General features: G+C 61.8%; 18 protein-coding genes. 11 read left to right on the top strand and 7 right to left on the bottom strand.

The window, feature by feature from the left end; translation table 11 throughout:
• On the bottom strand, positions 1 to 1,262 hold a 1,262-nt coding region (locus tag VFG26_RS13390; protein WP_325026072.1), incomplete at its 3' end, for an MFS transporter.
• A 157-nt stretch (positions 1,263 to 1,419) separates the two neighbouring features.
• Here VFG26_RS13390 and thiS point away from each other — a divergent pair.
• From thiS to hemH, 5 genes are all read left to right on the top strand, one after another.
• Complete coding sequence (gene thiS / locus VFG26_RS13385; RefSeq protein WP_325026070.1) at positions 1,420 to 1,638, top strand: sulfur carrier protein ThiS; 219 nt, start codon at positions 1,420 to 1,422, stop codon at positions 1,636 to 1,638.
• Between the two features lie 19 nt (positions 1,639 to 1,657).
• Entirely contained in the window at positions 1,658 to 2,473 is an 816-nt protein-coding gene (locus tag VFG26_RS13380) for a thiazole synthase (RefSeq protein ID WP_325026068.1), read from the top strand.
• 9 nt (positions 2,474 to 2,482) lie between these two features.
• On the top strand, positions 2,483 to 3,100 hold the full coding sequence (locus VFG26_RS13375; protein WP_325026066.1) for a thiamine phosphate synthase: 618 nt from the start codon (positions 2,483 to 2,485) through the stop codon (positions 3,098 to 3,100).
• Positions 3,101 to 3,215: 115 nt separating this feature from the next.
• Positions 3,216 to 4,274, top strand: a complete 1,059-nt coding sequence (locus tag VFG26_RS13370; RefSeq protein WP_325026064.1) for a CHAD domain-containing protein — start codon at positions 3,216 to 3,218, stop codon at positions 4,272 to 4,274.
• Between the two features lie 41 nt (positions 4,275 to 4,315).
• Positions 4,316 to 5,377, top strand: a complete 1,062-nt coding sequence (hemH, locus tag VFG26_RS13365) for a ferrochelatase (RefSeq protein ID WP_325026062.1) — start codon at positions 4,316 to 4,318, stop codon at positions 5,375 to 5,377.
• Positions 5,378 to 5,469: 92 nt separating this feature from the next.
• On the opposite strand, the gene VFG26_RS13360 is transcribed toward hemH, so the two are convergent.
• Positions 5,470 to 6,501: a KpsF/GutQ family sugar-phosphate isomerase gene (locus VFG26_RS13360; RefSeq protein WP_325026060.1), complete on the bottom strand. Its 1,032-nt coding sequence runs from the start codon at positions 6,499 to 6,501 to the stop codon at positions 5,470 to 5,472.
• A gap of 192 nt (positions 6,502 to 6,693) precedes the next feature.
• Between VFG26_RS13360 and VFG26_RS13355 the strand changes: the two genes are divergently transcribed.
• Complete coding sequence (locus VFG26_RS13355; protein WP_325026058.1) at positions 6,694 to 8,307, top strand: outer membrane beta-barrel protein; 1,614 nt, start codon at positions 6,694 to 6,696, stop codon at positions 8,305 to 8,307.
• 11 nt (positions 8,308 to 8,318) lie between these two features.
• Here VFG26_RS13355 and galU read toward each other — a convergent pair whose 3' ends face one another.
• Positions 8,319 to 9,215 (bottom strand): UTP--glucose-1-phosphate uridylyltransferase GalU, encoded by an 897-nt coding sequence (gene galU, locus VFG26_RS13350; protein WP_325026055.1) that lies wholly within the window; start codon positions 9,213 to 9,215, stop codon positions 8,319 to 8,321.
• A 167-nt stretch (positions 9,216 to 9,382) separates the two neighbouring features.
• Between galU and galE the strand changes: the two genes are divergently transcribed.
• The 4 genes from galE (at position 9,383) to VFG26_RS13330 (ending at position 14,043) form a co-directional block, all read left to right on the top strand.
• Positions 9,383 to 10,384, top strand: a complete 1,002-nt coding sequence (galE, locus tag VFG26_RS13345) for a UDP-glucose 4-epimerase GalE (RefSeq protein WP_325026053.1) — start codon at positions 9,383 to 9,385, stop codon at positions 10,382 to 10,384.
• Positions 10,385 to 10,462: 78 nt separating this feature from the next.
• Positions 10,463 to 11,716, top strand: coding sequence for a lytic murein transglycosylase (locus VFG26_RS13340; RefSeq protein ID WP_325026051.1), 1,254 nt, complete (start codon positions 10,463 to 10,465; stop codon positions 11,714 to 11,716).
• 114 nt (positions 11,717 to 11,830) lie between these two features.
• Positions 11,831 to 13,159: an SGNH/GDSL hydrolase family protein gene (locus VFG26_RS13335; protein ID WP_325026050.1), complete on the top strand. Its 1,329-nt coding sequence runs from the start codon at positions 11,831 to 11,833 to the stop codon at positions 13,157 to 13,159.
• Positions 13,160 to 13,251: 92 nt separating this feature from the next.
• The gene (locus VFG26_RS13330) at positions 13,252 to 14,043 is read left to right on the top strand and encodes an EamA family transporter (RefSeq protein WP_414653302.1); all 792 of its coding nucleotides are present in this window, start codon (positions 13,252 to 13,254) and stop codon (positions 14,041 to 14,043) included.
• Between the two features lie 9 nt (positions 14,044 to 14,052).
• Here VFG26_RS13330 and VFG26_RS13325 read toward each other — a convergent pair whose 3' ends face one another.
• The 3 genes from VFG26_RS13325 to VFG26_RS13315 all read right to left on the bottom strand — a co-directional run bounded on the left by VFG26_RS13325 (position 14,053) and on the right by VFG26_RS13315 (position 21,264).
• Positions 14,053 to 15,492 carry a glutamate synthase subunit beta gene (locus VFG26_RS13325; RefSeq protein ID WP_325026046.1) on the bottom strand — a complete coding sequence of 480 codons (1,440 nt, stop codon included), beginning with the start codon at positions 15,490 to 15,492 and terminating at the stop codon, positions 14,053 to 14,055.
• 46 nt (positions 15,493 to 15,538) lie between these two features.
• Positions 15,539 to 20,269 (bottom strand): glutamate synthase large subunit, encoded by a 4,731-nt coding sequence (gltB, locus tag VFG26_RS13320; protein ID WP_325026044.1) that lies wholly within the window; start codon positions 20,267 to 20,269, stop codon positions 15,539 to 15,541.
• A 542-nt stretch (positions 20,270 to 20,811) separates the two neighbouring features.
• Positions 20,812 to 21,264 (bottom strand): Hsp20 family protein, encoded by a 453-nt coding sequence (locus tag VFG26_RS13315; protein WP_325026042.1) that lies wholly within the window; start codon positions 21,262 to 21,264, stop codon positions 20,812 to 20,814.
• Between the two features lie 209 nt (positions 21,265 to 21,473).
• Between VFG26_RS13315 and VFG26_RS13310 the strand changes: the two genes are divergently transcribed.
• Positions 21,474 to 22,442, top strand: a complete 969-nt coding sequence (locus VFG26_RS13310) for an alpha/beta hydrolase (RefSeq protein WP_325026038.1) — start codon at positions 21,474 to 21,476, stop codon at positions 22,440 to 22,442.
• On the opposite strand, the gene hisN is transcribed toward VFG26_RS13310, so the two are convergent.
• A complete protein-coding gene (gene hisN, locus VFG26_RS13305; RefSeq protein ID WP_325026036.1) occupies positions 22,439 to 23,272 on the bottom strand; it encodes a histidinol-phosphatase in 834 nt (277 codons plus the stop codon). The genes VFG26_RS13310 and hisN overlap by 4 nt on opposite strands.
• Positions 23,273 to 23,706 lie beyond the last annotated feature (434 nt).

Below are 23,706 nucleotides of genomic sequence, written 5' to 3'. Positions count from 1 at the left end.
CCCTCGGCGCCCCAGGCTCTCAGTACGAGGGCGACGACGATGAGGTTCGCGACCCCGAGGCCGGCAAAGAGGATCGAGACCGGGACCTTTTCGAATTGCAGGGCCGCGACCGCGATGCCGACCAGCGTCATGAAGGCGGCGGAGAGGACGTTACAGCCGGCGATGACGCGCGAGCGGCGCTCGACAGGGGACCAGGCCTGTACGGCGGCAAACGAGGGCACGATGAAGAGGCCACCGGCGATGGCAATTCCAGCCAAATCGACGAGCATGTGCAGGCCTTCGATCGACGTCAGGACGTCTTGCGCTCCTAGCGGCGCAGGCGCTGGCTGGATGGCTGACGCCAGCCAGGCCAGATCGAGCAGGAAGATGCCCATCAGCAGCGCACCGATGGGAACGAGCGCGAGATTGGGCCGGTTGGTGCTGGCGCGCGCGGCGAGCATCGAGCCCAAGCCAACGGCCACCGCGAACGTGAAGAGCGCGAGCGTGTAGACGGAGGGCGCGCCATTCAGCACTTGCGGAATGAGGTTTTGAAGCAGCGCCAGAACCGCGGCTCCGACCAGCCAGAACCACGACGTGATGAGCGCGCCCTGCCATATGCGCTTATCGGTGCGCAGGTCCTTCAGCAGCGTGGCTGTCGAGGTGATGACGTTGCGGTCGATGACGAGATCAGGCACGGACGAGGGTGCCGGCGGAATGGCTCGCGCGAACAGCCAGCCGAGCACGGCGATCCCGACGATGGCGCATGCGACGATGATCAGTTCCGTCTCGCCGCCCGAGGCCAGATTGCCCCCAATGGTGCCGATCAGGATGGCGATGAAGGTGGCGCCCTCGATTAGCGCGTTGCCGGCGGGCAGTTCCTTGGTTTCAAGATGCGAGGGGAGGAGGCCGTATTTCACGGGGCCGAAGAAGGCGCTCAATGTGCCGGTGAGGACGAGCGCCAGAAAGAGCAGGGGCACCGCTTGCAGAATAAAGCCGGCGCCTGCGATGAGGGCGACCGGGATTTCGAGCAGGCGGACCCGGGCTGCAACCTTGGCCTTATCGAACTTGTCGGCGATCTGTCCGGCAATCGCCGAGAATACGAAAAAGGGGAGCACGAGGGCGGCGCCGGCGAGCGTTCCGAGCGCCGGTCCGTTTTCCATCGCCAACTTGTAGACGACCAGCATGGCCAGTGCGTTCTTCAGCAGGTTGTCGTTCAGGGCCGCCAAGAGCTGGCTCCAGAAGAGCGGCGCGAAGCGGCGAGACGACATCAAGCGTGAAAACATCAGGTTGCCCTCATTGCGATGCCGGAACTTCAGATGGTAATTGCGGCGGATTGGCGGGTCGCTTTGACCCATCTGGATCATATGCCTTAAAAATCAGGCAGACGCTCTGGTATACCAGGATTAAGATGCCCATCTTCCGCTTCAGGTCATTTGAGCGATGCTACGACACGAAACGACTAACGATTTGATCGTCAACGGGCAGAAAACGGCCAGCGGAGCTCGGACGCTCGCTGACCTCGTCGACGAGCGCGGGCTTTCTGAGGCGAAGGTCGCGACTGCGCTCAACGGGCAATTCGTGCCGGCTTCGCAGCGTGCTACCACGGCGCTGAGCCGCGGCGACCGCGTGGAGATCGTTTCGGCCCGCCAGGGCGGCTAACAGGGCTCATACTTCTCAGATGAACATTCGCGATCAGGGTTTGCATGCGCCGCGCGCTCTCTCCGTTTACGGGGAGACGTTCTCTTCGCGGCTTCTGCTTGGAACGGCGGGCTACCCGTCTCCGGCCGTGCTGACTGAGGCCGTCAAAGCGTCGGGCGCGCAAATCGTAACCGTATCGTTGCGGCGCGAGGCTGCGGGCGGGAAGGTTGGCGAGCGGTTCCTTGAGATCATCAAGGATCTGGGCGTGCGCGTGCTTCCGAACACGGCCGGATGCCGGACGGCACGCGAGGCCATTACGACCGCCGCGATGGCGCGCGAGCTGTTCGAGACCGATTGGATCAAGCTCGAAGTCATCGCCAATGATGACACGCTGCAGCCCGACGTGTTCGGGCTCGTCGAGGCTGCGGGCGAACTCATGCGCGACGGCTTCAAGGTGCTGCCTTATACAACTGAGGATCTCTCGGTCGCCGAGCGGTTACAGCGCGCGGGATGTCAGGTCATCATGCCGTGGGGCGCGCCGATCGGCAGCGGCCGGGGGCTCGCCAACGTACCGGCGCTGACGAGCCTGCGCGCCTATTTCCCCGACGTCACGCTGGTCATCGATGCCGGTATCGGTGCGCCGTCCCATGCGGCGCTGGCGATGGAGCTTGGCTATGATGCCGTGCTGCTCAACACGGCGGTCGCGAAGGCGGCCGATCCCGTGAAGATGGCGGGCGCTTTCGCCTCAGCTATTCAATCGGGCCGTCATGGCTTCGAAGCGGGGATCATACCCGCGCGCGATATGGCGGTGCCTTCGACTCCGGTTGCTGGCACGCCCTTCTTCGATCTCGATTGAGCATCCACCTTGACATCACAACAGTCCAAGCTCGCCCGCTTCTATCCCATCGTGCCCGACATTGGTTGGCTGGAACGCATCGTTCCGCTTGGCGTGAAGCTCGTGCAGCTTCGGATAAAAGACGCTTCGCCAGCGGACGTTGCCGCACAGACGAAGCGCGCGCTCGCGGTCTGCCGCGAGAATGACTGCCAGCTCGTTCTGAACGACTATTGGGAAGCCGCTCTCGAAACTGGGGCTGATTACATCCATCTCGGGCAAGACGATCTGCGTACGGCTGATCTCGAGGCGATCAAGCTTGCTGGCGTCAAGATCGGCGTTTCAACGCACGATGAAGCCGAGCTGCAAACTGCGTTGGCTATTGAACCCGATTATGTGGCGCTCGGCCCGATTTACGAGACAAAGCTGAAGGCCATGCCGTGGGCGCCGCAAGGGCTTGATAAACTTCAGCAATGGCGAAAGAAGATTGGTGGGCTGCCGCTCGTCGCCATCGGCGGACTGACGCCCGAGCGGGCGCAAGGTGCTCTGGATGCGGGCGCAGACAGCCTTGCCGTCATTACCGATTTCTTTACCGCGTCCGATCCGGAAGCGCGGGTTCAGCAGTGGCTGCAGCAATTAGAGTCTCGATAACGCTACCTACGGCTGTGTGATTTGTGGCCGTGGTGTTCAGGCGTTGTTTGTGACAGATTTATGTGGTTCGGATTTGTAACCATATTCTTTTATTCGCTCAAAACCGTTCCCGCGTATGCCGTATCGCTTCAAAATCCACGAGCCCGCCGAGAAGGGGTTTCGCCGTATTGCGCGCGAACAGCTCGACAGTTCGCTCGCTGAATTGTCGGGTCCGGAAACCACTGCCAAGTGCGTGCACGAGTGCCGCAAGTCGATCAAACGGCTGCGCGCGCTGTTGCGTCTTGCCGCTGGTGGGGCGGGCTCAAAGAAAGCGCGGCGGCGCACGAAGGCACTCGGCGAGATCGGAAGGCTTCTCTCAGCGCGGCGTGATCAGACCGTCATGCTCGAGACCATTAGTAAGCTGGCGGATGAATATTCCGATGGCGCAGCGGCTCTCGCGCCGTTCCGGGCCAATCTGGCCGGCAACGCTGAAAGCGAGCACGATCGTCTTGATCCCGAAACGGCCGGTCGCGCGCGGGATCTTCTCATCGACGAGGCGAAGAAGATCGCGGGGCTGAAATTCAAGAAGCATGGTTTCGCCGCCCTCGCGGGTGGTCTTGAAGAGAGTTACCGGCGCGGCCGGAAGGCAGCCCGATGGGCTTACGAAGAGCCCACGGACGAAAACTTCCATGAGTTGCGCAAAGCCGTGCAGTGGCACTGGCGGCAGATGGCGCTGCTCGGCCGGGCATGGCCGGATGAATTTGCTGTCAGGGTGAACGCGGCACGAGAATTGTCGCAGATGCTGGGCGATGACCACGATCTCGCGGTGCTGGCCGCAGCCGTTTCAGCCGCCCCCGATCTCTCCGAAGAACAGAAGGACGCAGCCATCGCCATTTGCCGGCGTAAGCAGCAGGTGCTCCGTGCCCAGGCCGAATTCCGCGTAAAGCGGCTCTATTGCGAGAAGACGCGGGACTTCATCCGGCGCGCTGGGGCATATTGGGACTATGGCCGGGCCTTGGATCCGCTGGTCGAAGCACCATCTGTGGTGCATACCAGCGATGATCACGCCGGTCATCAGGCGGCGCCGATCGGGGCAGATGACGGGGTGGCCAAGGCCAGCAAGGTCCAGCCCGCATCAAAGCCGCGGCTCGCTGCGAAATCATTGGCTTCCGCCCCATCGCAACGGCGGGCCTGATCCGCTAGGGTCGCGCGCTGATTTGTGAATTCGGAGAGCGGATGAACGAAGTTCCTAAACAAAACCGATTTGAGACGGAAGCTGTTGCGCTGCCGCCGGAGCATCCGCCGGCCAAGCTCGGCCGTATCGGCGTTCTTCTTCTCAACCTTGGTACGCCCGACGGCACCACCTATTGGCCGATGCGCCGCTATCTCAGGGAGTTCCTCTCGGACGAGCGCGTCATCGAGGAGCCGAAGTGGAAGTGGTGGCCGATCCTCAACCTCATCATTCTAACGGTGCGTCCGAGCCGCAAGGGCCGCGACTACGCGACGATCTGGAATAACGAGCGTGATGAAGGTCCGCTGAAGACGATCACGCGCAGCCAGGCCGAGCAACTGCTCAGCCGGTTTGCGGGCGATCCGCGCGTCGTCGTCGATTGGGCGATGCGTTACGGCAATCCGAGCACCGAAAGCCGGATACAGGCGCTGAAAGACCAGGGCTGCGATCGCATTCTGCTGGTGCCGCTTTATCCGCAGTATGCTGCCGCGACGACGGCTACGGCGTGCGATCAGGCGTTCCGCGCGCTGATGAATATGCGCTGGCAGCCGGCCGTGCGCACGGCGCCCAGCTATCACGATCATCCAGCCTACATCGACGCGCTGGCGCGCTCGATGCGCAAGGAATTGGATGCGCTCGACTTCGAGCCGGAGAAGATCATCGCAACGTTCCACGGCATGCCGCAGAAGTATTTCGAGGCGGGCGATCCCTATCATTGCCATTGCCAGAAAACGTCGCGGCTCGTCCGGGAGAAGCTCGGGATTGCGGAAGACCGGTGGCTGACGACATTCCAGTCGCGGTTCGGCAATGATCCCTGGCTGCAGCCTTACACAGACAAGACCGTCGAGGCGCTGGCCAAATCGGGCGTGAAGAAGCTGGCATTGGTTGCGCCGGGCTTTTCAGCCGACTGCCTCGAAACGCTCGAAGAGTTGGATGTTGAGAACCGGGGTATCTTCGAGTCGAACGGCGGCGAGAAGTTCGCCTATCTCAAAGCGCTCAACGACAGTCCGGAAGGCATCGACGTGATCGAGGCCGTAGTGCGCCGCGAGCTGCAAGGCTGGCTTTGAGGGCAGCGCGCTGATCGCTATGAGCCGAGCCGGATGCGGCTCGGCGACGATTGCGGCTTAACTCCGCTGCGCGGGAGCCGGTAGTAAGGGCTTTAGGCCACGCCGACGCGCAGCAGATCGTGCACATGGACGATGCCGACGGGCTTCTGCTTCTCGACCACGAACAGCGCCGTGATCCGCGAGGAGTTGATGAGCTCCAAGGCGGCTGACGCCAGCATCGTTGGCGCGATCGTCTTGGGCTTCGCCGTCATGACCTCGTCGACGGTCGCTTCGAGCAACTTGGTGCCCATGTGCCGCCGCAAATCGCCGTCGGTGATCACGCCCATCAGGCGGCCTTTGGCATCCGTCACACCGACGCAGCCGAAGCTTTTCTCGGTCATGGCGACGAGCGCCTCAGACATCTGAGCGCCGCTGGCGATCAGCGGCAGCTTGTCGGCAGTGTGCATGACGTCGGCGACGTACTTCAGGTTGGCGCCGAGCGAGCCGCCCGGATGGAAAATCTTGAAATCGTGGGCGGTGAAGCCGCGGGCATCGAGCAGCGCAATGGCGAGGCTATCGCCGATCGCCAGCTGAATGGTCGTTGACGTCGTCGGCGCGAGTCCGTGCGGGCAGGCTTCCTTCACGCGCGGCAAAAGCAAGAGAACGTCGGCCTGTTCGCCGAGGGCGGAATTTGCCTGTGAGGTGAGTGCGATCAGCGGGACTGCGAAGCGGCGCGAGTAGGTAATGATCGGCTTGAGTTCAACGGTCTCGCCCGACCAGGACAGCGCGAGGATCAGATCCGATTGCGTAATCATCCCGAGGTCGCCGTGCGAGGCTTCGCCGGGATGGACGAAGAATGCCGGTGTTCCGGTCGATGCGAAGGTGGCGGCGATCTTCTGCGCGACGTGACCGCTCTTGCCCATACCGGTGACGATGACGCGGCCCTTCACGGCCTTCAGGCGCCGCACGGCCTCGTCGAACGCCGGAGCCATGGGGCCTGCGACTTCGCTCGCAAGCTGGGCCAAGCCTTCGGCGCCGAGCGTGAGCGTGCGAAGCGCCGACGAAATCGGTGTCGCCTCGCTGGATTCGTCGGCAGTTCCCCGTCGCTCGCCCTCAGGCAGCTGGAATGGAATTACCTTCTGCATCCGCTTAGTTCCCCCACGTGCGCGATTTCGGCCGGTTCGGGTGACTCGGTCCGCACGGCATTAATACTTTCGCTTTTGAGGGGCGCAGAAGCAACCCCCGCTTCTTCTTAAACGGACATTAACCAACCGTTTATACGGTCGGTTTGTGACTTGTGGCGTTTCGCGTGGAATATCGTTCATGGGGACGCTGAAATGGTCGACCGGCTGTCTGCCTGGTTGATAAGTGGAATTGCTGTAGCGCTTGTGAGCGTACTGGGGCAGCCGGTCCGCGCCCAGAATATGGGTCCGAGCGGCATTGGCACAATCAGCGAAGCTTATCCCAACGCATCGTCGCAACAGGCGAACCTTCAATCCGATCAGGACGAGGATGCCGAGGCGAGCGACGGTCAGGCTTTGAAGGCCGACCGGCTGGATGGTCTCGACGAGACACAGCCGCTGGACGGCGATGCGGGTCTCTCCGCCGATCCATCAGGCATCGTCGATGGCGGCATCGATACGATGAGCGAGCCTGCGCAGTCCTGGGATGGCGACGTGATGAGCCGTGGCGCGCCTGCGGACAACGACGATGCCATGCTCGTCGAAAATCCGCCGGCCGGTTACGATCCGTTGCTGTTCCAGATCGAAGATCTCGACCCCTATACCGATAACCGGACGACGCGGCGGCTCTTCCGGCAGGAGCCGTACGATCCGGTCGGCATCAAGGTTGGAAGCTTCGTCCTCTTTCCGGAAGTAGAGTTCGGCACCTCCTACTACTCGAACATCTTTCATGCGCCCGGTTCGCCCTCTGATTGGGCGTTGGATGTGAACCCCGGGGCGCGTCTTGTGTCGAACTGGGGAAGGCATGCCCTGGAATTGAGGGGTGTCGGACAGCTCAGCTTCTTTGACGAGTATCTGACCGAAGACGATCGCGACTACACGCTTGAAGCACGCGGACGCCTCGACATCACGAAGCGATCCAATCTCCAGGCGCTCGTTTCGCGGCAACAATACCTGGAAGACCGCTCGGCGCTCGATGCGAGTTCGGTGGGCACCCGTTCGGTCGTTAGGACCGACCGCGCTGAAGCGGCCTACAACCAGCGCTTCAACCGGCTGTCGTACCAACTCAGAGGGAGCGTTCAGGATTACAGCTTCGGCGCTACCCAATATGGCGGCGTGACGACGCCCGGCAGAGATCGCGATTACACGGTCTACGAAGAGACGGTCAGGACCTCATGGGAGTTCAAGCCGTCGTTCTCGCCATATCTGGAGTTCGCGTACAATCATCGCGACTATGCCGAGGCGGCGCAGAGCGACCTCATCAATCGCACGTCAAACGGCCAGCGCTACCGGGTTGGCGTGTCGTTCGGCAACACGGGTGAAATTCTGCGTGGCGACATCAGTCTCGGATACGGCGTTCAGACGCCCGAGGACGCCCGCCTGCGTTCGGTCGACGGCTTAACGATCGATGCGAATGCGACGTGGCGAGTGAGCGATCTGACGTCCGTGCTCTTCAACGCCAACACGGACGTTTCCGAGACGACGACTGCGTATGTCGGCGGCGCGTTCTACCGCTCGCTCGGATTGGAAGTCCGACATCAGCTGAGAAGCTATCTCGTCGCGACGGCAGGGCTCGTCTATTCGAACCAGAACTCGCAGGACGGGGTCATCGACGACACGCTGTGGAGCCAGACGGCCGGCATCGAATACTATGCCAACCGCAATACCGTGCTCTATGGCAAGTACCAGCACGTGAACTTCAACGGCATCGGCGCGGCGAACGATTACGTGGGCGATGAAGTCCACGTGGGCGTCCGCCTACGCCAATAGCGCAATCGCGCTTACGCGTTCGTCGAGAGCAGCCGGTTGAGATCGCGGCGGAAGTCGTCGGCGAGATCGGGCCGCTCAAGGGCCAGCGCCACGTTGGCCGTGAGGAAGCCGAGCTTCGAGCCGCAGTCGTAGATTTCGCCATCGAAGCGCACGGCGTGGAACGGCTGCTTGGCGCCTTCCATCAGGGCGATCATCGAGTCGGTGATCTGAATTTCGCCGCCGGCGCCGCGCTCCTGCTTTTCGAGCAGACCGAAGATTTCCGGCTGCAAAATATAGCGCCCAGTGATGTGAAGGTTCGACGGCGCGGTGCCGGGCTTCGGCTTCTCGACCATGCCGGTGATGGGCGAGACCTTGGCGTTGACGTCCTTCACGCCGACGATGCCGTATTGATGCGTCTGATCGTCGGGCACGGGAGCGACGGCGATGAGGTTGCCGCCCTTTTCGGAATAGGCCTCGATCATGTCGCCGAGACACGGCGAGCGGCCGTGATGGAGCATGTCGGGCAAAAGCAGAGCGAATGGCTCATCGCCTACGAGTTCGCGCGCGCACCACACCGCGTGCCCCAGACCTAACGGCGACTGCTGGCGTGTGAAGCTTGTTTGTCCCGCCTGCGGAAGATCGCGCGCGAGAGCTTCGAGTTCCTTATTCTTGCCGCGAGCCGAAAGGGTCGACTCCAGTTCGAACTGCTTGTCGAAGTGATCTTCGATGACGCCCTTGTTGCGGCCTGTGACGAAGATGAAATGCTCAATGCCGGCAGCTCGCGCCTCGTCGACGACATGCTGCAGAACAGGCCGGTCGACGACGGTGAGCATTTCCTTCGGCACCGCCTTCGTGGCGGGAAGAAATCGCGTTCCGAGACCGGCGACGGGGAAGACAGCTTTACGGATGGGTGCTTTTGCAACGCTCATTATCTGCTCCAAGGACGCGTCTTGAAATGCGGTCCAGGTTCATTTGGTAACGATTTATGTCTATTCCCCAATCGAGGATCATCTCAGGGGAGCGTGGCGGGTGATTTGCGCTGAAACGCTGTCTCCTTTACGTCTTTGGGTATCGAACTCGGGAGGCCATTGCAACCATGAGCGTACTGGTCACCGGCGGAGCCGGTTACATCGGCAGCCACATGGTGCTCGAATTGTTGGACAGGGGCGAGGAAGTCGTCGTCGTCGATAATCTGTCTACGGGGTTTCGGTGGGCAGTCGATCGCCGGGCGGCGCTCGTGGTGGGGGACATCTCAGATAACGATCTCGTCAAGAAAACGATCCATAGCCATGGCGTAGATTCGATAATTCATTTCGCCGGATCGATTGTCGTGCCGGATTCGGTTGCCGATCCTCTCGGCTATTATTTGAACAATACGGTCAAATCGCGGGGCCTTATCGCCGACGCTGTGGAAACCGGCGTAAAGAATTTCATTTTCTCTTCGACCGCGGCTGTCTACGGCAACCCGGAGGAGAACCCAGTTTCGGAAAGCGCGCCCCCGGCCCCGATGTCGCCCTACGGCTCATCGAAGCTCATGACCGAGATCATGCTGTCGGATGCATCACGCGCGCATGATTTCCGTTTTGTCGCACTTCGCTACTTCAATGTTGCGGGTGCCGACCCTAAGGGCCGTTCCGGACAATCGACGCCGCGCGCGACACACTTGATCAAAGTCGCCTGCGAGACCGCTCTCGGCAAACGGCCGCAGATGGAAATCTTCGGCACCGATTATCCGACGCCCGACGGCACCTGCGTGCGCGACTACATTCATGTCAGCGATCTTGCGAAGGCGCACTCGGCGGCACTCGATCATCTACGACGGGGCGGCGCATCCGACATCTTCAACTGCGGCTACTCGAAGGGCTATTCGGTCATCGAGGTTATCACGGCCGTGAAGAAGGTTTCGGGCGTGGACTTCAAGGTGCTGCTGTCGCCGCCGCGCGCTGGCGATCCGGCGGCAATTGTCGCGGCGTCTGCGAAAATCCGCGAGAAGCTGGGGTGGCAGCCGGAGAACGACGATTTGGAACAGATCGTCGCGCAGGCGCTTGCCTGGGAAGCGCGGGTCGATGCCCTGAAGGCCGGGACCGTTGGGGCGTGAAGCCGCAAAAATGCCCTGAAAAACGGGCAATCGCTCGCATCCGCTAGGCGGCCGTTACGCAAGGGAAGGCAGCGATCGATGCTATTTGGACGACGCACATGGAATTTACTGTCAGCTGCCGCGCTCGCGGCGGCGATAGCTTTTGCGGCGCTCGGTGCACAAGCGAAACCAACGGCGGAATTCAGCGCCTTTATTGAGAGCTTATGGCCGGAAGCTCAGACCGCTGGCGTCAGCAGGAAGACGTTCGATGCGGCATTCGCAGGAATCGAGCCTGATTACAGCATTCCAGATCTCGATATTCCCGGCCGCGCGAAAGTGGATAATACGGGGCAGGCGGAATTTACGAAAACGGCCGTCGATTATCTGTCAAAGCCCTATCTTGAATCCCTTGCCGTTCAGGGCCGTAAGTTTCTCGGCGAACATAAAAAGGATCTCGAGCGCATCGAGAAGATGACGGGCGTTGATCGCTATACTCTTGTTGCGATCTGGGGCCGTGAAACGGCTTACGGCAGCTACAGTCCACCGAACGATGCCGTTCGAATGCTTGCGACGCTTGCCTATGCGGGCAAGCGCAAGGAGCGCTTTCGCGAAGAGCTGATCGCAGCGCTGCAGATGCTGCAGCAGGGCGTGCCCCGGTCCGACATGAAGTCGTCATGGGCGGGTGCGCTGGGCCTCACGCAAGCGATGCCGACGGAGTACCTGAAATACGCGGTCGATGGCGACGGCGACGGCAAGATCGACATCTGGCGCTCGGTCGCCGATGCGCTGGCCTTCACGGCGCGGCAGCTCGAAGGCAAGGGCTGGGTTCGCGGCGCGCGCTGGGGCTACGAGGTCATCGCGCCCGCGACGGCCGATTGCTCGCTCGAAGGACCGCCCGACGCGCGCCCGATCGGCGAGTGGCTGAAAATGGGATTCCGCAAGGCGAGCGGAGTGCCGTTCACGCAAGCTCAGCTCGCGGACGATGCCTACCTGATGATGCCCGCCGGCGGCCATGGTCCGGCTTTCCTGGCGGCACAGAACTTTCGCGTCATCAGGCTCTACAACACGTCTGACCTCTACGCGCTTTTCGTGGGCAACCTCGCCGACCGCATTCGGGGCGAGGGGGACTTCGTGACGCCGTGGAAGTCATTTGCGCAGCCCAAGACGCAGACCGTTCACGATCTGCAAGCCAAGCTCAAGGATTTGGGCTACCCGATGGACAAGATCGATGGGAAAATCGGCTCCAATACGCGCAAGCAGATCGGCCTCTACCAGAAGGCAAACGGGCTGAAGATCGATTGCTGGCCGTCGGACGGCGTCCTCGCCCACGCCAGCACGCAGGCCAAGCGGTAGGAACGCTCGCGAGGCTGGGCTTCCACGTTTGAGGTCGGCGTTCGAGCCTGTATGGTAGAGCCTCGGAATCGAGCCTCCGGCAGTCATGGCGGCTCGCGAAAGGCACGTGATCGGATGAGCGCTTTCTCCAGGCATCTCTGCTGCTGGCTGGCGGTGATTTTCACCGCGCTTGCGCCTGTCCCCGGATCGCCTGTTCAGGCAGGCGACGACGACCAGGGCCTGACATTCCTTACGCCGTTCCCGGATAATGAAGTTTATCAGGTCGTCGTTTACGGCGACCGTTTTGCTGACGGCTTGCTGGCCGGCCTTCTCGATGCTTTCGGTTCCGACGTCCGGATGAACATTCAGCGGCAGGTGACGCCGTTCTCCGGCATTGGCCTCAACGATTTCGATGCAAAGGTTGCAAACCTCGAGAAGACGGTTGCGACGCAGCCGCTCAACATCGCCATCGTGATGGTGGGGCAAGACGACCGCTTCTCGTTTCGCGGGGCGGACGGGAAGCGTTTGCCGGCCGGAGGCGAGGCCTGGACCGCGGAATACACCCGTCGCATCGACCGGCTGATGCGCGCGTTCAAGAGCAAGAGTGCGGGCGTCTACTGGGTGGGGCTGCCCAACGTCGCCCGGCCGGACGCCAACGATCTCGCTCAGAAGATGAACGACGTCATTCGCGAGCGGGCCTACCTCAACGGCTTCAAGTACATCGACGCCTATCAGGGGTTCACGGACGAAAACGGCGCCTACTCGCCTTACGGGCCCGATCTCGGCGGCGCGATCCGGTTGCTGCGTCTGAGGGATGGCGTCAATTTCACCGACGCCGGCAATCGCAAGCTCGCGCACTTCGTCGAGAAGGAATTGCGGCCCGATCTCATTCAGGCCAAGGCCAATCGCAATCTTCCGTTGCTCGGGGCCGAAGCCGAGCAGGCAAAGATCAATCCGGACAACGCGGTGAAGACGCCCGCGCCGTCCTCTCCTGTGGCTCAGTCGCCGGAGGCATCCGGGCGGGCGCCTGTCGTCAAAGGCGCATCGCATGACGGCTCACCGCCTTCAGGCGATGGTTCGGGCGATCAGAAGGCCGATAACGGCCGGATCACGCTCAAGATTGCCGGGCCGAACGGACGTGAGGAAACGCAGACGATCGAAATCGTCAGGCCCGCGATCCCGGCGTCGGTGGTGGCCCTGATGGCGAGGCGCGAAGGTTCAGGTCAGCGTGGAGACTTGCTCGTCGATCAGATCGCGGGGGGACTGACGCTGATGAGTTCGATCTCGCCTGCGGGTAACAAAGACCGCGGCCGCTTATCGCCGACACTGGCGCCCTATTTCCGGCTGCTGGTCAAAGGCGAGCGGCTGCAGCCGAAGCCCGGACGCGCCGATGATGTGACGTGGCCGCCGAAGCCCGACACGACGAGCCAGTCGAAGCCCGCCGAAACGCCGGGACGGGGATAGGGTGGCAAAGCCTTCCGATGCCTTCGCTCGCATGATTTCAGGATAGAGCAGTGCCTATCTCGGTGTTTGCAGTGGTTCTGCTCGCCGCGACCATGCACGCTGCCTGGAACGCCATTGTCAAGAATGGCCAGGACAAGGTTCTGACAACCATTTTGGTTGCGACCTCCGCCGCTGTCGCTGCAGGTGTCGCCATCCCTTTTCTCGACATCCCGGCGCGTGCGAGCCACCCCTACATTGCCGCCTCGGTCGCCATTCACGTCGTCTATTTCGTGCTTGTTGCAAGCGCCTACCGCGCAGGCGACATGGGGCAGACCTATCCGCTGATGCGCGGCGTGGCGCCGTTTCTCGTGGCGCTCGTCAGCGCGACTTGGCTCGGAGAGGCATTGTCTGCTGGAGCATGGCTCGGCGTTTTTTCTATTTGTCTCGGCATTCTTGCGATGATGATGGATCGCCACGACGGGAACCGGCGGGGGATCTACATCGCGCTTACGAATGCGGCCGTTATAGCGTCCTATACGTTGATTGACGGCGCTGGCGCGCGTCTTTCAGGTGCGCCTGGCGCGTACGCATCGTGGGTGTTCATGCTGACGGGCGTGCCGCTCGCGGCTTGGGTGTTCGTCAGGCATCGCACGAAGTTTCTCGATCTCGCGCGGGTGAGTTGGCAGACGGGGCTCATCGGCGGCACCGCCACCGTGGTTTCCTATGCGCTCGTTCTTTGGGCCATGACGCACGCGCCCGTCGCGGTCGTTGCCGCGCTTCGCGAAACCGCGATCCTATTTGGAACTGCGATCGCAGCGTTCGTTTTGAAGGAGCGGCTAGGGCCGGCACGGATTGCCGGCGCCTGCCTTATCGGCCTTGGCGCAATTGCGCTGCGGCTCGCTTAGTGCCGGCGTTTAGCGCGGCAGTACGGTCGAGCCCATCAGGAACTTGTCGATCGCGTGCGCGGCCTGGCGGCCTTCACGGATTGCCCACACGACGAGCGACTGACCGCGGCGAATGTCGCCGGCGCAGAAGAGCTTCGGCGAGTTCGCAAGCTTGTAGTCCTTGTCCGTCGCGTCGAGGCCCTTGAAGCGGCCGCGTGCCACGACCGGCAATGCGAACTCCTTGACGACATCGCTTTCGATCGGGCCGGAGAAGCCCATGGCGAAAAGAACGAGGTCGGCGTCGAGCGTACCTTCAGTGCCCTTGATCGGCTGAAGGTTGGCGTTGACGCGCGTGTAGTGGAGCTTTTTGACCGCGCCGTTTTCACCCGTGAAGCCCGTGGTCGAGATCGAATACTCGGTCTTGGCGCCTTCGGCCTGCGAGGTGGAGACGCGCAGCTTCAGAGGCCAATGCGGCCAGGAGAGCGCCTTGTTTTCCTTCTCTGGCGGCATCGGCATGATTTCGAGCTGCGTCACGCTCTTTGCGCCCTGGCGCAGGGAGGTGCCGATGCAGTCGGAGCCGGTGTCGCCGCCGCCGATGACGATGACGTGCTTGTCCTTCGCCGAGATTTCCTTGGTCTTCGGCTTCTGCGTCTCGCCGGAGTTGCGCCGGTTCTGCTGGGGCAAGAAATCCATCGCGTAGTGAATGCCGTCGAGATTGCGGCCTGGCGACTTGGCGAAGAAGTCGAACGGCTGCTCGGAGCCGATGGCGATCAGCACCGCGTCGTGCTTCGATTCCAGATACTTCGCGGAGAGATCCTGGCCAACGTGGATGCCGCAATGGAACGTCACGCCTTCGGCTTCCATCTGCTTGACGCGACGGGCGATGATGGCCTTTTCCATTTTGAAGTCGGGGATGCCGTAAACGAGGAGGCCACCCGGGCGGGCGTTCTTCTCGTAGACATGGACATCGTGACCGGCACGCGCGAGCTGCTGCGCGGCGGCGAGGCCCGCGGGGCCCGAGCCGATGATCGCGACCTTCTTGCCCGTCTTCTTATCGGGGGGAACCGGCACGACCCAGCCTTCATCCCAGGCGCGATCGGCGATCGTGTTTTCGATCGTTTTGATCGTAACCGGCTTGTCGTCGATGTTGAGCGTGCAGGCGGCTTCGCAGGGCGCCGGGCAGATGCGGCCCGTCACCTCGGGGAAGTTGTTCGTCGAATGCAGATTGTCGGAAGCTTCCTTCCAATCGCTGCGATAGACCAGATCGTTCCAATCCGGGATCTGGTTATTGACCGGGCAGCCCGTGTGACAGAACGGGATGCCGCAATCCATGCAGCGCGCGGCCTGCTTCTTGACCTCAGGCTCGGCCAGCGGAACCACGAATTCCTTGTAGTGCTTCAGACGCTCGTCGACCGGGCGGTAGTTGCGGTCCGCGCGGTCGATTTCCAGAAACCCAGTCGGCTTGCCCATTTCTTCTTTCGTCTTTCTAATTCGCGATTTGGCAGAGCGGCGTTAGCTATTGCTTGGCTGCGGCCTCAAGCTCAGCCTGGCGATTGGTTTCGCGGGCCTTCGCCAGCTCAGTCAGTGCACGACGGTATTCGACCGGCATCACCTTCTTGAACTTCGGCAGGTAGTCGCCAAAGTTCTTCAGGATTTCCTGGGCGCGGCGCGAGTTCGTGTAGTGCGCGTGACGCGAGATGAGCGTGTAGAGGCGCTCCACGTCCTGCTCGCGCATGTCGACCATCACGTTGCGGACCGCAATCGCCACGTCTCCGCCCTGCTGAGCAAGCTTCTGCAGCGAGCCCGTATCGGCGTTGATCGCTTCGAGCTGCACCATCTCCTTGTTGAGACGGCCCTCGAAGTCACCCTTCTCGTCCAGCACGTAGGCGATGCCGCCCGACATGCCGGCAGCGAAGTTGCGGCCGGTCTGTCCGAGAACGACGACGACGCCGCCCGTCATGTATTCGCAGCCATGGTCGCCCGTGCCTTCGACAACGGCGTAGGCACCCGAGTTGCGAACCGCGAAGCGCTCGCCGGCGACGCCGCGGAAATAGCATTCGCCGGTGATCGCGCCGTAGAGCACGGTGTTGCCGACGATGATGCTTTCCTCAGGCGTGATCTGGGACTTGGGATCCGGACGAACGATCAGCTTGCCGCCAGACAGGCCCTTGCCGACGTAGTCGTTGCCTTCGCCGACGAGGTCGAGCGTGACGCCGTGGGCGACCCAGGCGCCGAACGCCTGACCGGCCGTGCCTTTGAACGACATCCAGATCGTATCTTCCGGCAGGCCTGCGTGGCCGTAGCGCTTGGCCACCTCACCCGACAGCATGGCGCCGGTCGAGCGGTTCACGTTCTTGATTTCGAGTTCAGCTTTAACTGGCTTCTTCGATTCAAGAGCGGGCTTGGCAAGCTCGATCAGCTGAACGTCCAGCACCTTCTCGAGCCCGTGATCCTGACGCTCGCTGTTGAAGGTCGCGACGTCGTGCGGCGCGTGCGGCTTATGGAAGAGCTTCGTGAAGTCGAGGCCACGCGCCTTCCAATGCTCGATCGCGCGATCCTTATCGAGCTGATCGCTTTGGCCGATCATCTCGTTGAAGGTGCGGAAGCCCAACTGCGCCATGATCTCGCGAACTTCTTCGGCGACGAAGAAGAAGTAGTTGATCACGTGCTCGGGCTTGCCGGAGAACTTCGCGCGCAGAACGGGGTCTTGCGTGGCGACGCCGACGGGGCAGGTGTTCAGATGGCACTTGCGCATCATGATGCAGCCCGCCGCAATCAGCGGCGCGGTGGCGAAGCCGAATTCGTCGGCACCCAGAAGCGCGCCGATCACGACGTCACGGCCGGTACGAATGCCGCCGTCGACCTGCACCGCGATGCGGCCGCGCAGACGGTTGGCGACAAGCGTCTGATGGGTTTCGGCGAGACCGATTTCCCACGGGCTGCCTGCGTGCTTGATCGACGTCAGCGGGGAGGCGCCGGTGCCGCCTTCAAAACCCGAAATCGTCACGTGGTCGGCGCGCGCCTTGGCGACGCCGGCGGCGACAGTGCCGACGCCGACTTCCGAGACGAGCTTCACCGAGACGTCAGCCTTCGGGTTGACGTTCTTCAAGTCGTAGATGAGCTGCGCCAGATCTTCGATCGAATAGATGTCGTGGTGCGGCGGCGGCGAGACGAGGGTGACGCCGGGAGTGGAGTGGCGAACCTTCGCAATCGTCGCGTCGATCTTGTGACCCGGCAGCTGGCCGCCTTCGCCGGGCTTGGCGCCCTGGGCCATCTTGATCTGGATCATATCGGAGTTGACGAGATATTCCGTCGTCACGCCGAAACGGCCGGATGCCACCTGCTTGATCGCCGAGCGCATCGAGTCGCCGTTTGCCATCGGCTTGAAGCGATCGGATTCCTCGCCGCCTTCGCCGGTGTTGGAACGGCCGCCGATGCGGTTCATCGCGATTGCGAGCGTTGTGTGCGCTTCGCGGCTGATCGAGCCGTAGCTCATCGCGCCGGTCGAGAAGCGCTTCACGATGCTTGCGGCCGATTCCACTTCCTCGAGCGGAACGGGCTTGCGGCCGAACGATTCGGCCGAGCGGATGCGGAACATGCCGCGCAGTGTCATCAGCTGCTCGGTCTGATCGTTGATGGCCTTCGCGAAATCGCGATACTTCTGCGGAACGCGGCCGCTCATTGCATCCTTGTTGTCGGCCGAGCGGACGGCGTGCTGAAGATCAGCCACGGTTCCCGGCCGCCACATGTGGGCTTCGCCGCGGACGCGGTAGGCGTACTCGCCACCGACTTCGAGCGCGTTGGCCAGCACGGGCACGTTGCCGAAAGCGGCCTTGTGGCGTTCGACCGTTTCGCGCGCGATCTCGCGCAGGCCGACGCCTTCGACCTGGGTGCGCGTGCCGGTGAAATAGCGATCGACGAAGCTCGAACGCAGGCCGACGGCGTCGAAGATCTGGGCGCCGCAATAGGACTGGTAGGTCGAGATGCCCATCTTCGCCATCACCTTCAGGATGGCTTTGCCAACGGCCTTGATGAAGCGCTTCTTGACCATCTCCGGCGTCGTGCCTTCGGGCAGCTCCGGAATCATTTCGTAGAGCGTTTCGAAAGCCAGATACGGGTTGATCGCTTCGGCGCCGTAGCCGGCAAGCGTGGCGAACTGGTTGATCTCGTGCGCTTCGCCCGTCTCGACGACGAGACCGACGGAGGTTCTCAGCCCCTGCTTGATCAGGTGATGATGCACGGCCGACGTTGCGAGCAACGACGGAATTGCGATGCGGTCCGGACCCGCGCGGCGGTCGGACAGAATGATGATGTTGTACTCTTTGGCGCGAACATACTCTTCGGCTTCAGCACAGATGCCGTCGAGCGCGGCGCCCATGCCGCCTTCGCCCTTTTCGACGGGATAGGTGATGTCGATCGTGATCGACGAGAAATCGTTATCCTTCACGGCGCCGATGCCGCGAATGCGCTCGAGGTCTTCGTTCGTCAGAATCGGCTGGTCGACCTCGAGGCGCTTCTGCTTCGAGGTGCCTTGCAGGTCGAGGATGTTCGGCCGCGGACCGATGAAGGAGACGAGGCTCATCACCAGCTCTTCGCGGATCGAGTCGATCGGCGGGTTCGTCACCTGCGCGAAGTTCTGCTTGAAGTAGGTGTGCAGCAGCTTCGACTTCGACGAGAGCGCGGAGATCGGCGTGTCGGTGCCCATCGAGCCGGTGGCTTCTTCGCCCTTTTCGGCCATCGGCGACAGCAGGAACTTGATGCTTTCCTGGGTGTAGCCGAACGACTGCTGCAGATCGAGCAGCGACACGTTCGACTTCGGTACGGAAACGCCGCTTGCCGGCAACGGCAGATCGGACACCTTGATCTGCGTGCGCTGCAGCCACGTCTCATAGGGGTGGCTTGCTGCGATCTCGGCCTTCAGCTCCTCGTCGGAGATGATGCAGCCCTTCTCGAGGTCGATCAGCAGCATCTTGCCGGGCTGCAGGCGCCACTTCTTGACGATGTTCTCTTCGGCGACGGGCAGCACGCCCGACTCCGAGGACATGATGACGGTGTCGTCCTTGGTGACGAGATAGCGGGCGGGGCGCAGGCCGTTGCGGTCGAGCGTGGCGCCGATCTGGCGGCCGTCGGTGAACGCCATCGCCGCGGGGCCGTCCCACGGTTCCATCAAGCAGGCGTGATATTCGTAGAAGGCGCGGCGCTTATTATCCATCGTCGGATTGCCGGCCCAGGCTTCCGGGATGAGCATCATCGCGGCGTGCGAGAGGCTGTAGCCGCCCATCACGAGGAATTCGAGCGCGTTGTCGAAGCAGGCGGTGTCGGACTGGCCTTCGTAGGAGATCGGCCACAGCTTCGAGATGCGGTCGCCGAAGAGGGGCGACGACACGGACGCCTGACGTGCGGCCATCCAATTGACGTTGCCGCGGAGCGTGTTGATTTCGCCGTTGTGGGCGACCATCCGGTAGGGATGGGCGAGCTTCCAGGATGGGAAGGTGTTGGTCGAGAAGCGCTGGTGCACGAGGGCGAGCGCCGAGACCAGACGCGGATCGGACAGGTCCTTGTAGTAGGCCTTCACCTGATAGGACAGGAACATGCCCTTGTAGACGACGGTGCGCGTCGACAGCGACACGGTGTAATGCCCGATGTCGCGGCCCTTATAAGCGTCGTGAATGGCGTTCGAGACGACCTTGCGCACGATATAGAGGTGACGCTCGAACTCTTCCTGGTCCTTCATCGACGCGGGGCGGCGAACGAACACCTGCCGCTGGACGGGCTCGACGTCGCGGACCATATCGGACAGGCAGGTGTTGTCGACGGGCACCGTGCGCCAGCCGATCAGCTCCAGGCCTTCTTCCTTGAGGCAGCGCGCCCAGACGCGTTCGCAGTGCGCGCGCAGACGCTCGTCCTGAGGCATGAAAACCTGGCCAACGGCATAGTGACCCGGCGCCGGCAGTTCGAAGCCTGCGCTCTTGGTCTCGGCCGCGAGGAAGTCGTGCGGGATCTGAATCAGAATGCCCGCGCCGTCGCCCGACAGCGGGTCGGCACCCACGGCACCGCGATGCTCGAGGTTCTCAAGAATCTTGAGCGCGCCTTCGACAATGGCGTGCGATTTCCGGCCCTTGAGATTTGCGATGAAACCAACGCCGCATGCATCGCGTTCAAGAGCCGGATCAAAAAGGCCTTCCGCCGCCGGACGGCTGGTGCCGCCGATTTCGTCTTCCAGCGGAGACAGGTAACCTTCGCTCATCTTTGCCTCTTATGGCCCAGTGGCCTGAATTCCAGAACTTCGGTGCGAGCATGCCTCTAAGAGGCGCTGTTCATTCAATATTTTCGTGTAGCGCTACGCCGGAGGACACTTGTTGTCCGTCACGCGTAGCGCAGTTGTTTTCGGTCGCGCTGGGGCAGGGTTCCATGGTGCGCAGAATGAGGCTCGCCGCCGAATAAACGGCTCCGCAAACCGCATATCTTGCTGTCAAACACCAACTGCCTCCAAGTCACAAAAGGCCGGAGCTGTGATGCTTCGGCCCGTCGCGCAATGTTCACACTGTCCTGGTGGCGACCCCGTTGAAGCGCACAAAGGACAGTACTGCTGACCTATCTAACGAATTTTACAGATTTGACACTGCGGCACAAGCGGTAAGACGGCCCTAGCGCCGCATTCATTTTCGGCACGTGTCCGAAGCCGTCCGCTAACAAAAATTTCTTTAAGGTCTCGTCAACGAAGAACGGCAGCCGCGCGCGTGCGCAGCTGCCGCCGGTTGGGTGGTTGAGAGACTGGCCGAAGAGGCCTCAGGCGGCCTTGGCCTCGAGCTGCTGTACCCCGGGCGTCGCGATCGCAATCGTTCTCGGCTTCTTGCTCTCGGGAACGTTGCGGACGAGATCGACGTGGAGGAGGCCGTTCTCGAAGTGGGCTCCGGTTACGTCGACGTGGTCGGCAAGCTGGAACCGGCGCTCGAATGCGCGAGCAGCGATGCCGCGATGCAGGTAGGTCTTCTCACCCGTCTCTGGGGCCTTTTCGCCGCCGACGGTGAGGGTCTGTTCCTTGACCTCGATCTTCAGTTCGCTCTGCGAAAAGCCAGCAACGGCCAGCGTGATCCGATAGGCGTTCTCGCCGGTACGCTCGATATTGTAGGGCGGGTAGGTCGATTCGCTGTCATAACCCGCGGACTGATCCAAAAGCTGGAACAGGCGGTCGAAACCAATGGCGGAACGGTAGAAGGGCGCGAATTCAGCGTGTCGCATGACATATCCTCCTGAGAAGCGACATGTAAAACCAGCCCATCGTGGACTGGTCTTTTCCGTGATGCGGTCCCACTTTGCGGCAACCGCGACAAACAGGTAGGAAGCGGAAAAACGGCTTCAAGAGGGTTTGCCGCCAATTTCGTGTGCTAGGCGTGTTTCTAATTTCCGGCTCCGGTTAGCGGCGGCTGATGCGGCCCAGAGAGAGGTAGATGAAACTCGTTTCGCTCTCCATCAATCCCGTTCCCAGCGGCGCGAAAGTTATGGCCTTTGACGGCTATGACGGCCTGAAGCTTCGATGCGCATTGTGGGAGGCGACGCGAGGGCCATCGCGGGGCACGGTCGTTATCGTTCAGGGCCGCAGCGAGTTCATCGAGAAGTATTTCGAGGTTATTGCCGATCTGAGGCGCCGCGGGTTTGCGGTCGCGGCCTTCGATCTTCGCGGCCAGGGCGGATCGGAGCGGACGCTGGCCAACCGGCGCAAGGGTCATGTGGTGGCCTTCACCGAATACGACCGCGATCTTGCAATCTTCATCGACGAGATCGTGAGACCGGCGCTGCCGGAGCCGCTCATTGGCCTGGGTCATTCGCTCGGCGGCAATATCTTGCTGCGCGCGGCGCAGGACGAAGCCAGCCCTTTCGCGCGGATGATCCTGCTGTCACCCATGGTCGAAATCCACGATGGGATGCTGGGCGCGAGCAGGGGGCTCGTGACGCTCTACAGCAACATCGCCTCATTGTGCGGGTTCGCGACTGCGTACGTCAGAGGCGGCGGCAACGAGCCCACCGATCTCACGGAGTTCGAAGGTAACCGGCTAACGAGCGATTTCGTGCGGTGGTCGCGCATCAAGTCGATCCTGGAAGCCGCTCCCGATCTGGCGGTCGGGGCGCCGACAGTCGGATGGCTTCGCGCTGCTTTGCGAAGCTGCGCGATGCTCTCGCGGCCCGACTATCCGAAATACGTATCCGTCCCGATGATGCTGTTCGCCGCCGGGGCGGATCGCGTGGTGACGCCGCAAGCGATTGAGGACTTCGCCGTCGATCTCAAGTGCGGCGGCCACATTCTCATTCCCGGATCCCGGCACGAAATTCTGCAGGAGACCGACGCGATCCGTCAGCGTTTCTGGGCGGCTTTCGATGCCTACATGGGCATCGATACGCCGTCGCCTGAACGCGTCTAGGACTTGTTGATCATCGCCAAGGCAGCATCGTGGAGGCGGCGGTCGCCGCTGGCAATGATGTTGCCTCCCTCCGACGGGCTGCCGCCGGTCCAGGTCGTAACGACGCCGCCGGCGCGTTCGACGATCGGAATGAGCGCGACGATGTCGTAGGGCTTCAGTCCGGGCTCTATAATGATGTCGATGAAACCGGACGCGAGCAGGCAATAGGCGTAGCAATCGCCGCCATAGCGGCTCAGCCGGACCTTTCCCTTCAATGCCTCGAGAGCCGTCTTTTGTTCGGCCGTGTCGAACATCTCGGGATGCGTTGTCGTAAACACCGCATCTTCCATTCGCGGGCACTCGCGCGTCTTCAGTCGCACGGGCCGGCCGCCGCGGGTGCTGTGGCAGGCGGCTTTGTCGGTGGACCAGAAGCGCTCGCCCGTGAAGGGCTGGTCCATGAGCCCGAAGACGGGCTCGTCGCCTTTCAGGACGCCTATCAGCGTGCCCCACAGCGGTGAGCCAATGATGAAAGACCGGGTGCCATCGATTGGATCGACGATCCAGCGATAGGGGCTCGATCCGGGCTTGGTGCCGAACTCTTCGCCGACCATGCCGTGATCAGGGAATCTTGTTGCGAGCGCCTGTGCGATCGCTTTCTCCGCGCCGCGGTCGGCCTTGGTGACCGGGTCGAATGCGCCGCCGATCGCCTTGTTTTCCACAGGCATCGACTTGCGGAAATGCTTGAGGATAACGGGGCCTGAAATATCGGCCAGCTCATGAGCCACACGAACGATGGCTTGGAATTCTGCTGCGGGCGAGGGTCCCGGCACGCGCTCACCCTGCGATTTCAAGTGTTTGTCCAAGAGGTTGAATACTATCTGCCGTTACTTCAGGAAACCGTCATCTTGAACTAGATACACAATAGTAACGTAAGTTGTGGCGGGGTGGATACATCGCTGGGCCGATGTGCTAGTTGTATACAAGTGGAGATTGCGGCGTTCGCCGAAGCAGCTCATTGTTGCCGGGTGATTGTGATGACACGCTTCACCGCAATCGCTGCCCAATTTGGGCGTTTCCTCCCTAGACTTGGGCCGTTCGGCTTCGGACGGCCTTTCTTTATTGGCCGGCACCCTTCGCACATCGGTTGAGCCGTCCGTCCGCTGACGATTTGTAGGCGGAATGAGTCCCGCGTTTCAAGCCATGCAGATCTGCATAAATCGCAATTGCCCATAATGCGCTGCACATATATTTTTTGCAGTGCGATATGTGAGCTCGGCTCGCGCTT

Source organism: Hyphomicrobium sp., from assembly GCF_035687085.1.
Taxonomy (GTDB): Bacteria; Pseudomonadota; Alphaproteobacteria; order Rhizobiales; family Hyphomicrobiaceae; genus Hyphomicrobium_B.
Note: the sequence above shows the minus strand (reverse complement) of the source record. Positions and strands in the feature narration are given on the sequence as shown.

Coding starts and splice junctions, on each gene's coding strand:
- thiS (WP_325026070.1), top strand. CDS start 1,420: ATGCTACGACACGAAACGACTAACGATTTGATCGTCAACGGGCAGAAA.
- galU (WP_325026055.1), bottom strand. CDS start 9,215: ATGAGCGTTGCAAAAGCACCCATCCGTAAAGCTGTCTTCCCCGTCGCC.
- VFG26_RS13310 (WP_325026038.1), top strand. CDS start 21,474: ATGAAACTCGTTTCGCTCTCCATCAATCCCGTTCCCAGCGGCGCGAAA.
- VFG26_RS13360 (WP_325026060.1), bottom strand. CDS start 6,501: ATGCAGAAGGTAATTCCATTCCAGCTGCCTGAGGGCGAGCGACGGGGA.
- hemH (WP_325026062.1), top strand. CDS start 4,316: ATGAACGAAGTTCCTAAACAAAACCGATTTGAGACGGAAGCTGTTGCG.
- VFG26_RS13315 (WP_325026042.1), bottom strand. CDS start 21,264: ATGCGACACGCTGAATTCGCGCCCTTCTACCGTTCCGCCATTGGTTTC.
- galE (WP_325026053.1), top strand. CDS start 9,383: ATGAGCGTACTGGTCACCGGCGGAGCCGGTTACATCGGCAGCCACATG.
- gltB (WP_325026044.1), bottom strand. CDS start 20,269: ATGAGCGAAGGTTACCTGTCTCCGCTGGAAGACGAAATCGGCGGCACC.
- VFG26_RS13325 (WP_325026046.1), bottom strand. CDS start 15,492: ATGGGCAAGCCGACTGGGTTTCTGGAAATCGACCGCGCGGACCGCAAC.
- VFG26_RS13330 (WP_414653302.1), top strand. CDS start 13,252: ATGCACGCTGCCTGGAACGCCATTGTCAAGAATGGCCAGGACAAGGTT.
- VFG26_RS13340 (WP_325026051.1), top strand. CDS start 10,463: ATGCTATTTGGACGACGCACATGGAATTTACTGTCAGCTGCCGCGCTC.
- VFG26_RS13370 (WP_325026064.1), top strand. CDS start 3,216: ATGCCGTATCGCTTCAAAATCCACGAGCCCGCCGAGAAGGGGTTTCGC.
- VFG26_RS13355 (WP_325026058.1), top strand. CDS start 6,694: ATGGTCGACCGGCTGTCTGCCTGGTTGATAAGTGGAATTGCTGTAGCG.
- VFG26_RS13380 (WP_325026068.1), top strand. CDS start 1,658: ATGAACATTCGCGATCAGGGTTTGCATGCGCCGCGCGCTCTCTCCGTT.
- VFG26_RS13335 (WP_325026050.1), top strand. CDS start 11,831: ATGAGCGCTTTCTCCAGGCATCTCTGCTGCTGGCTGGCGGTGATTTTC.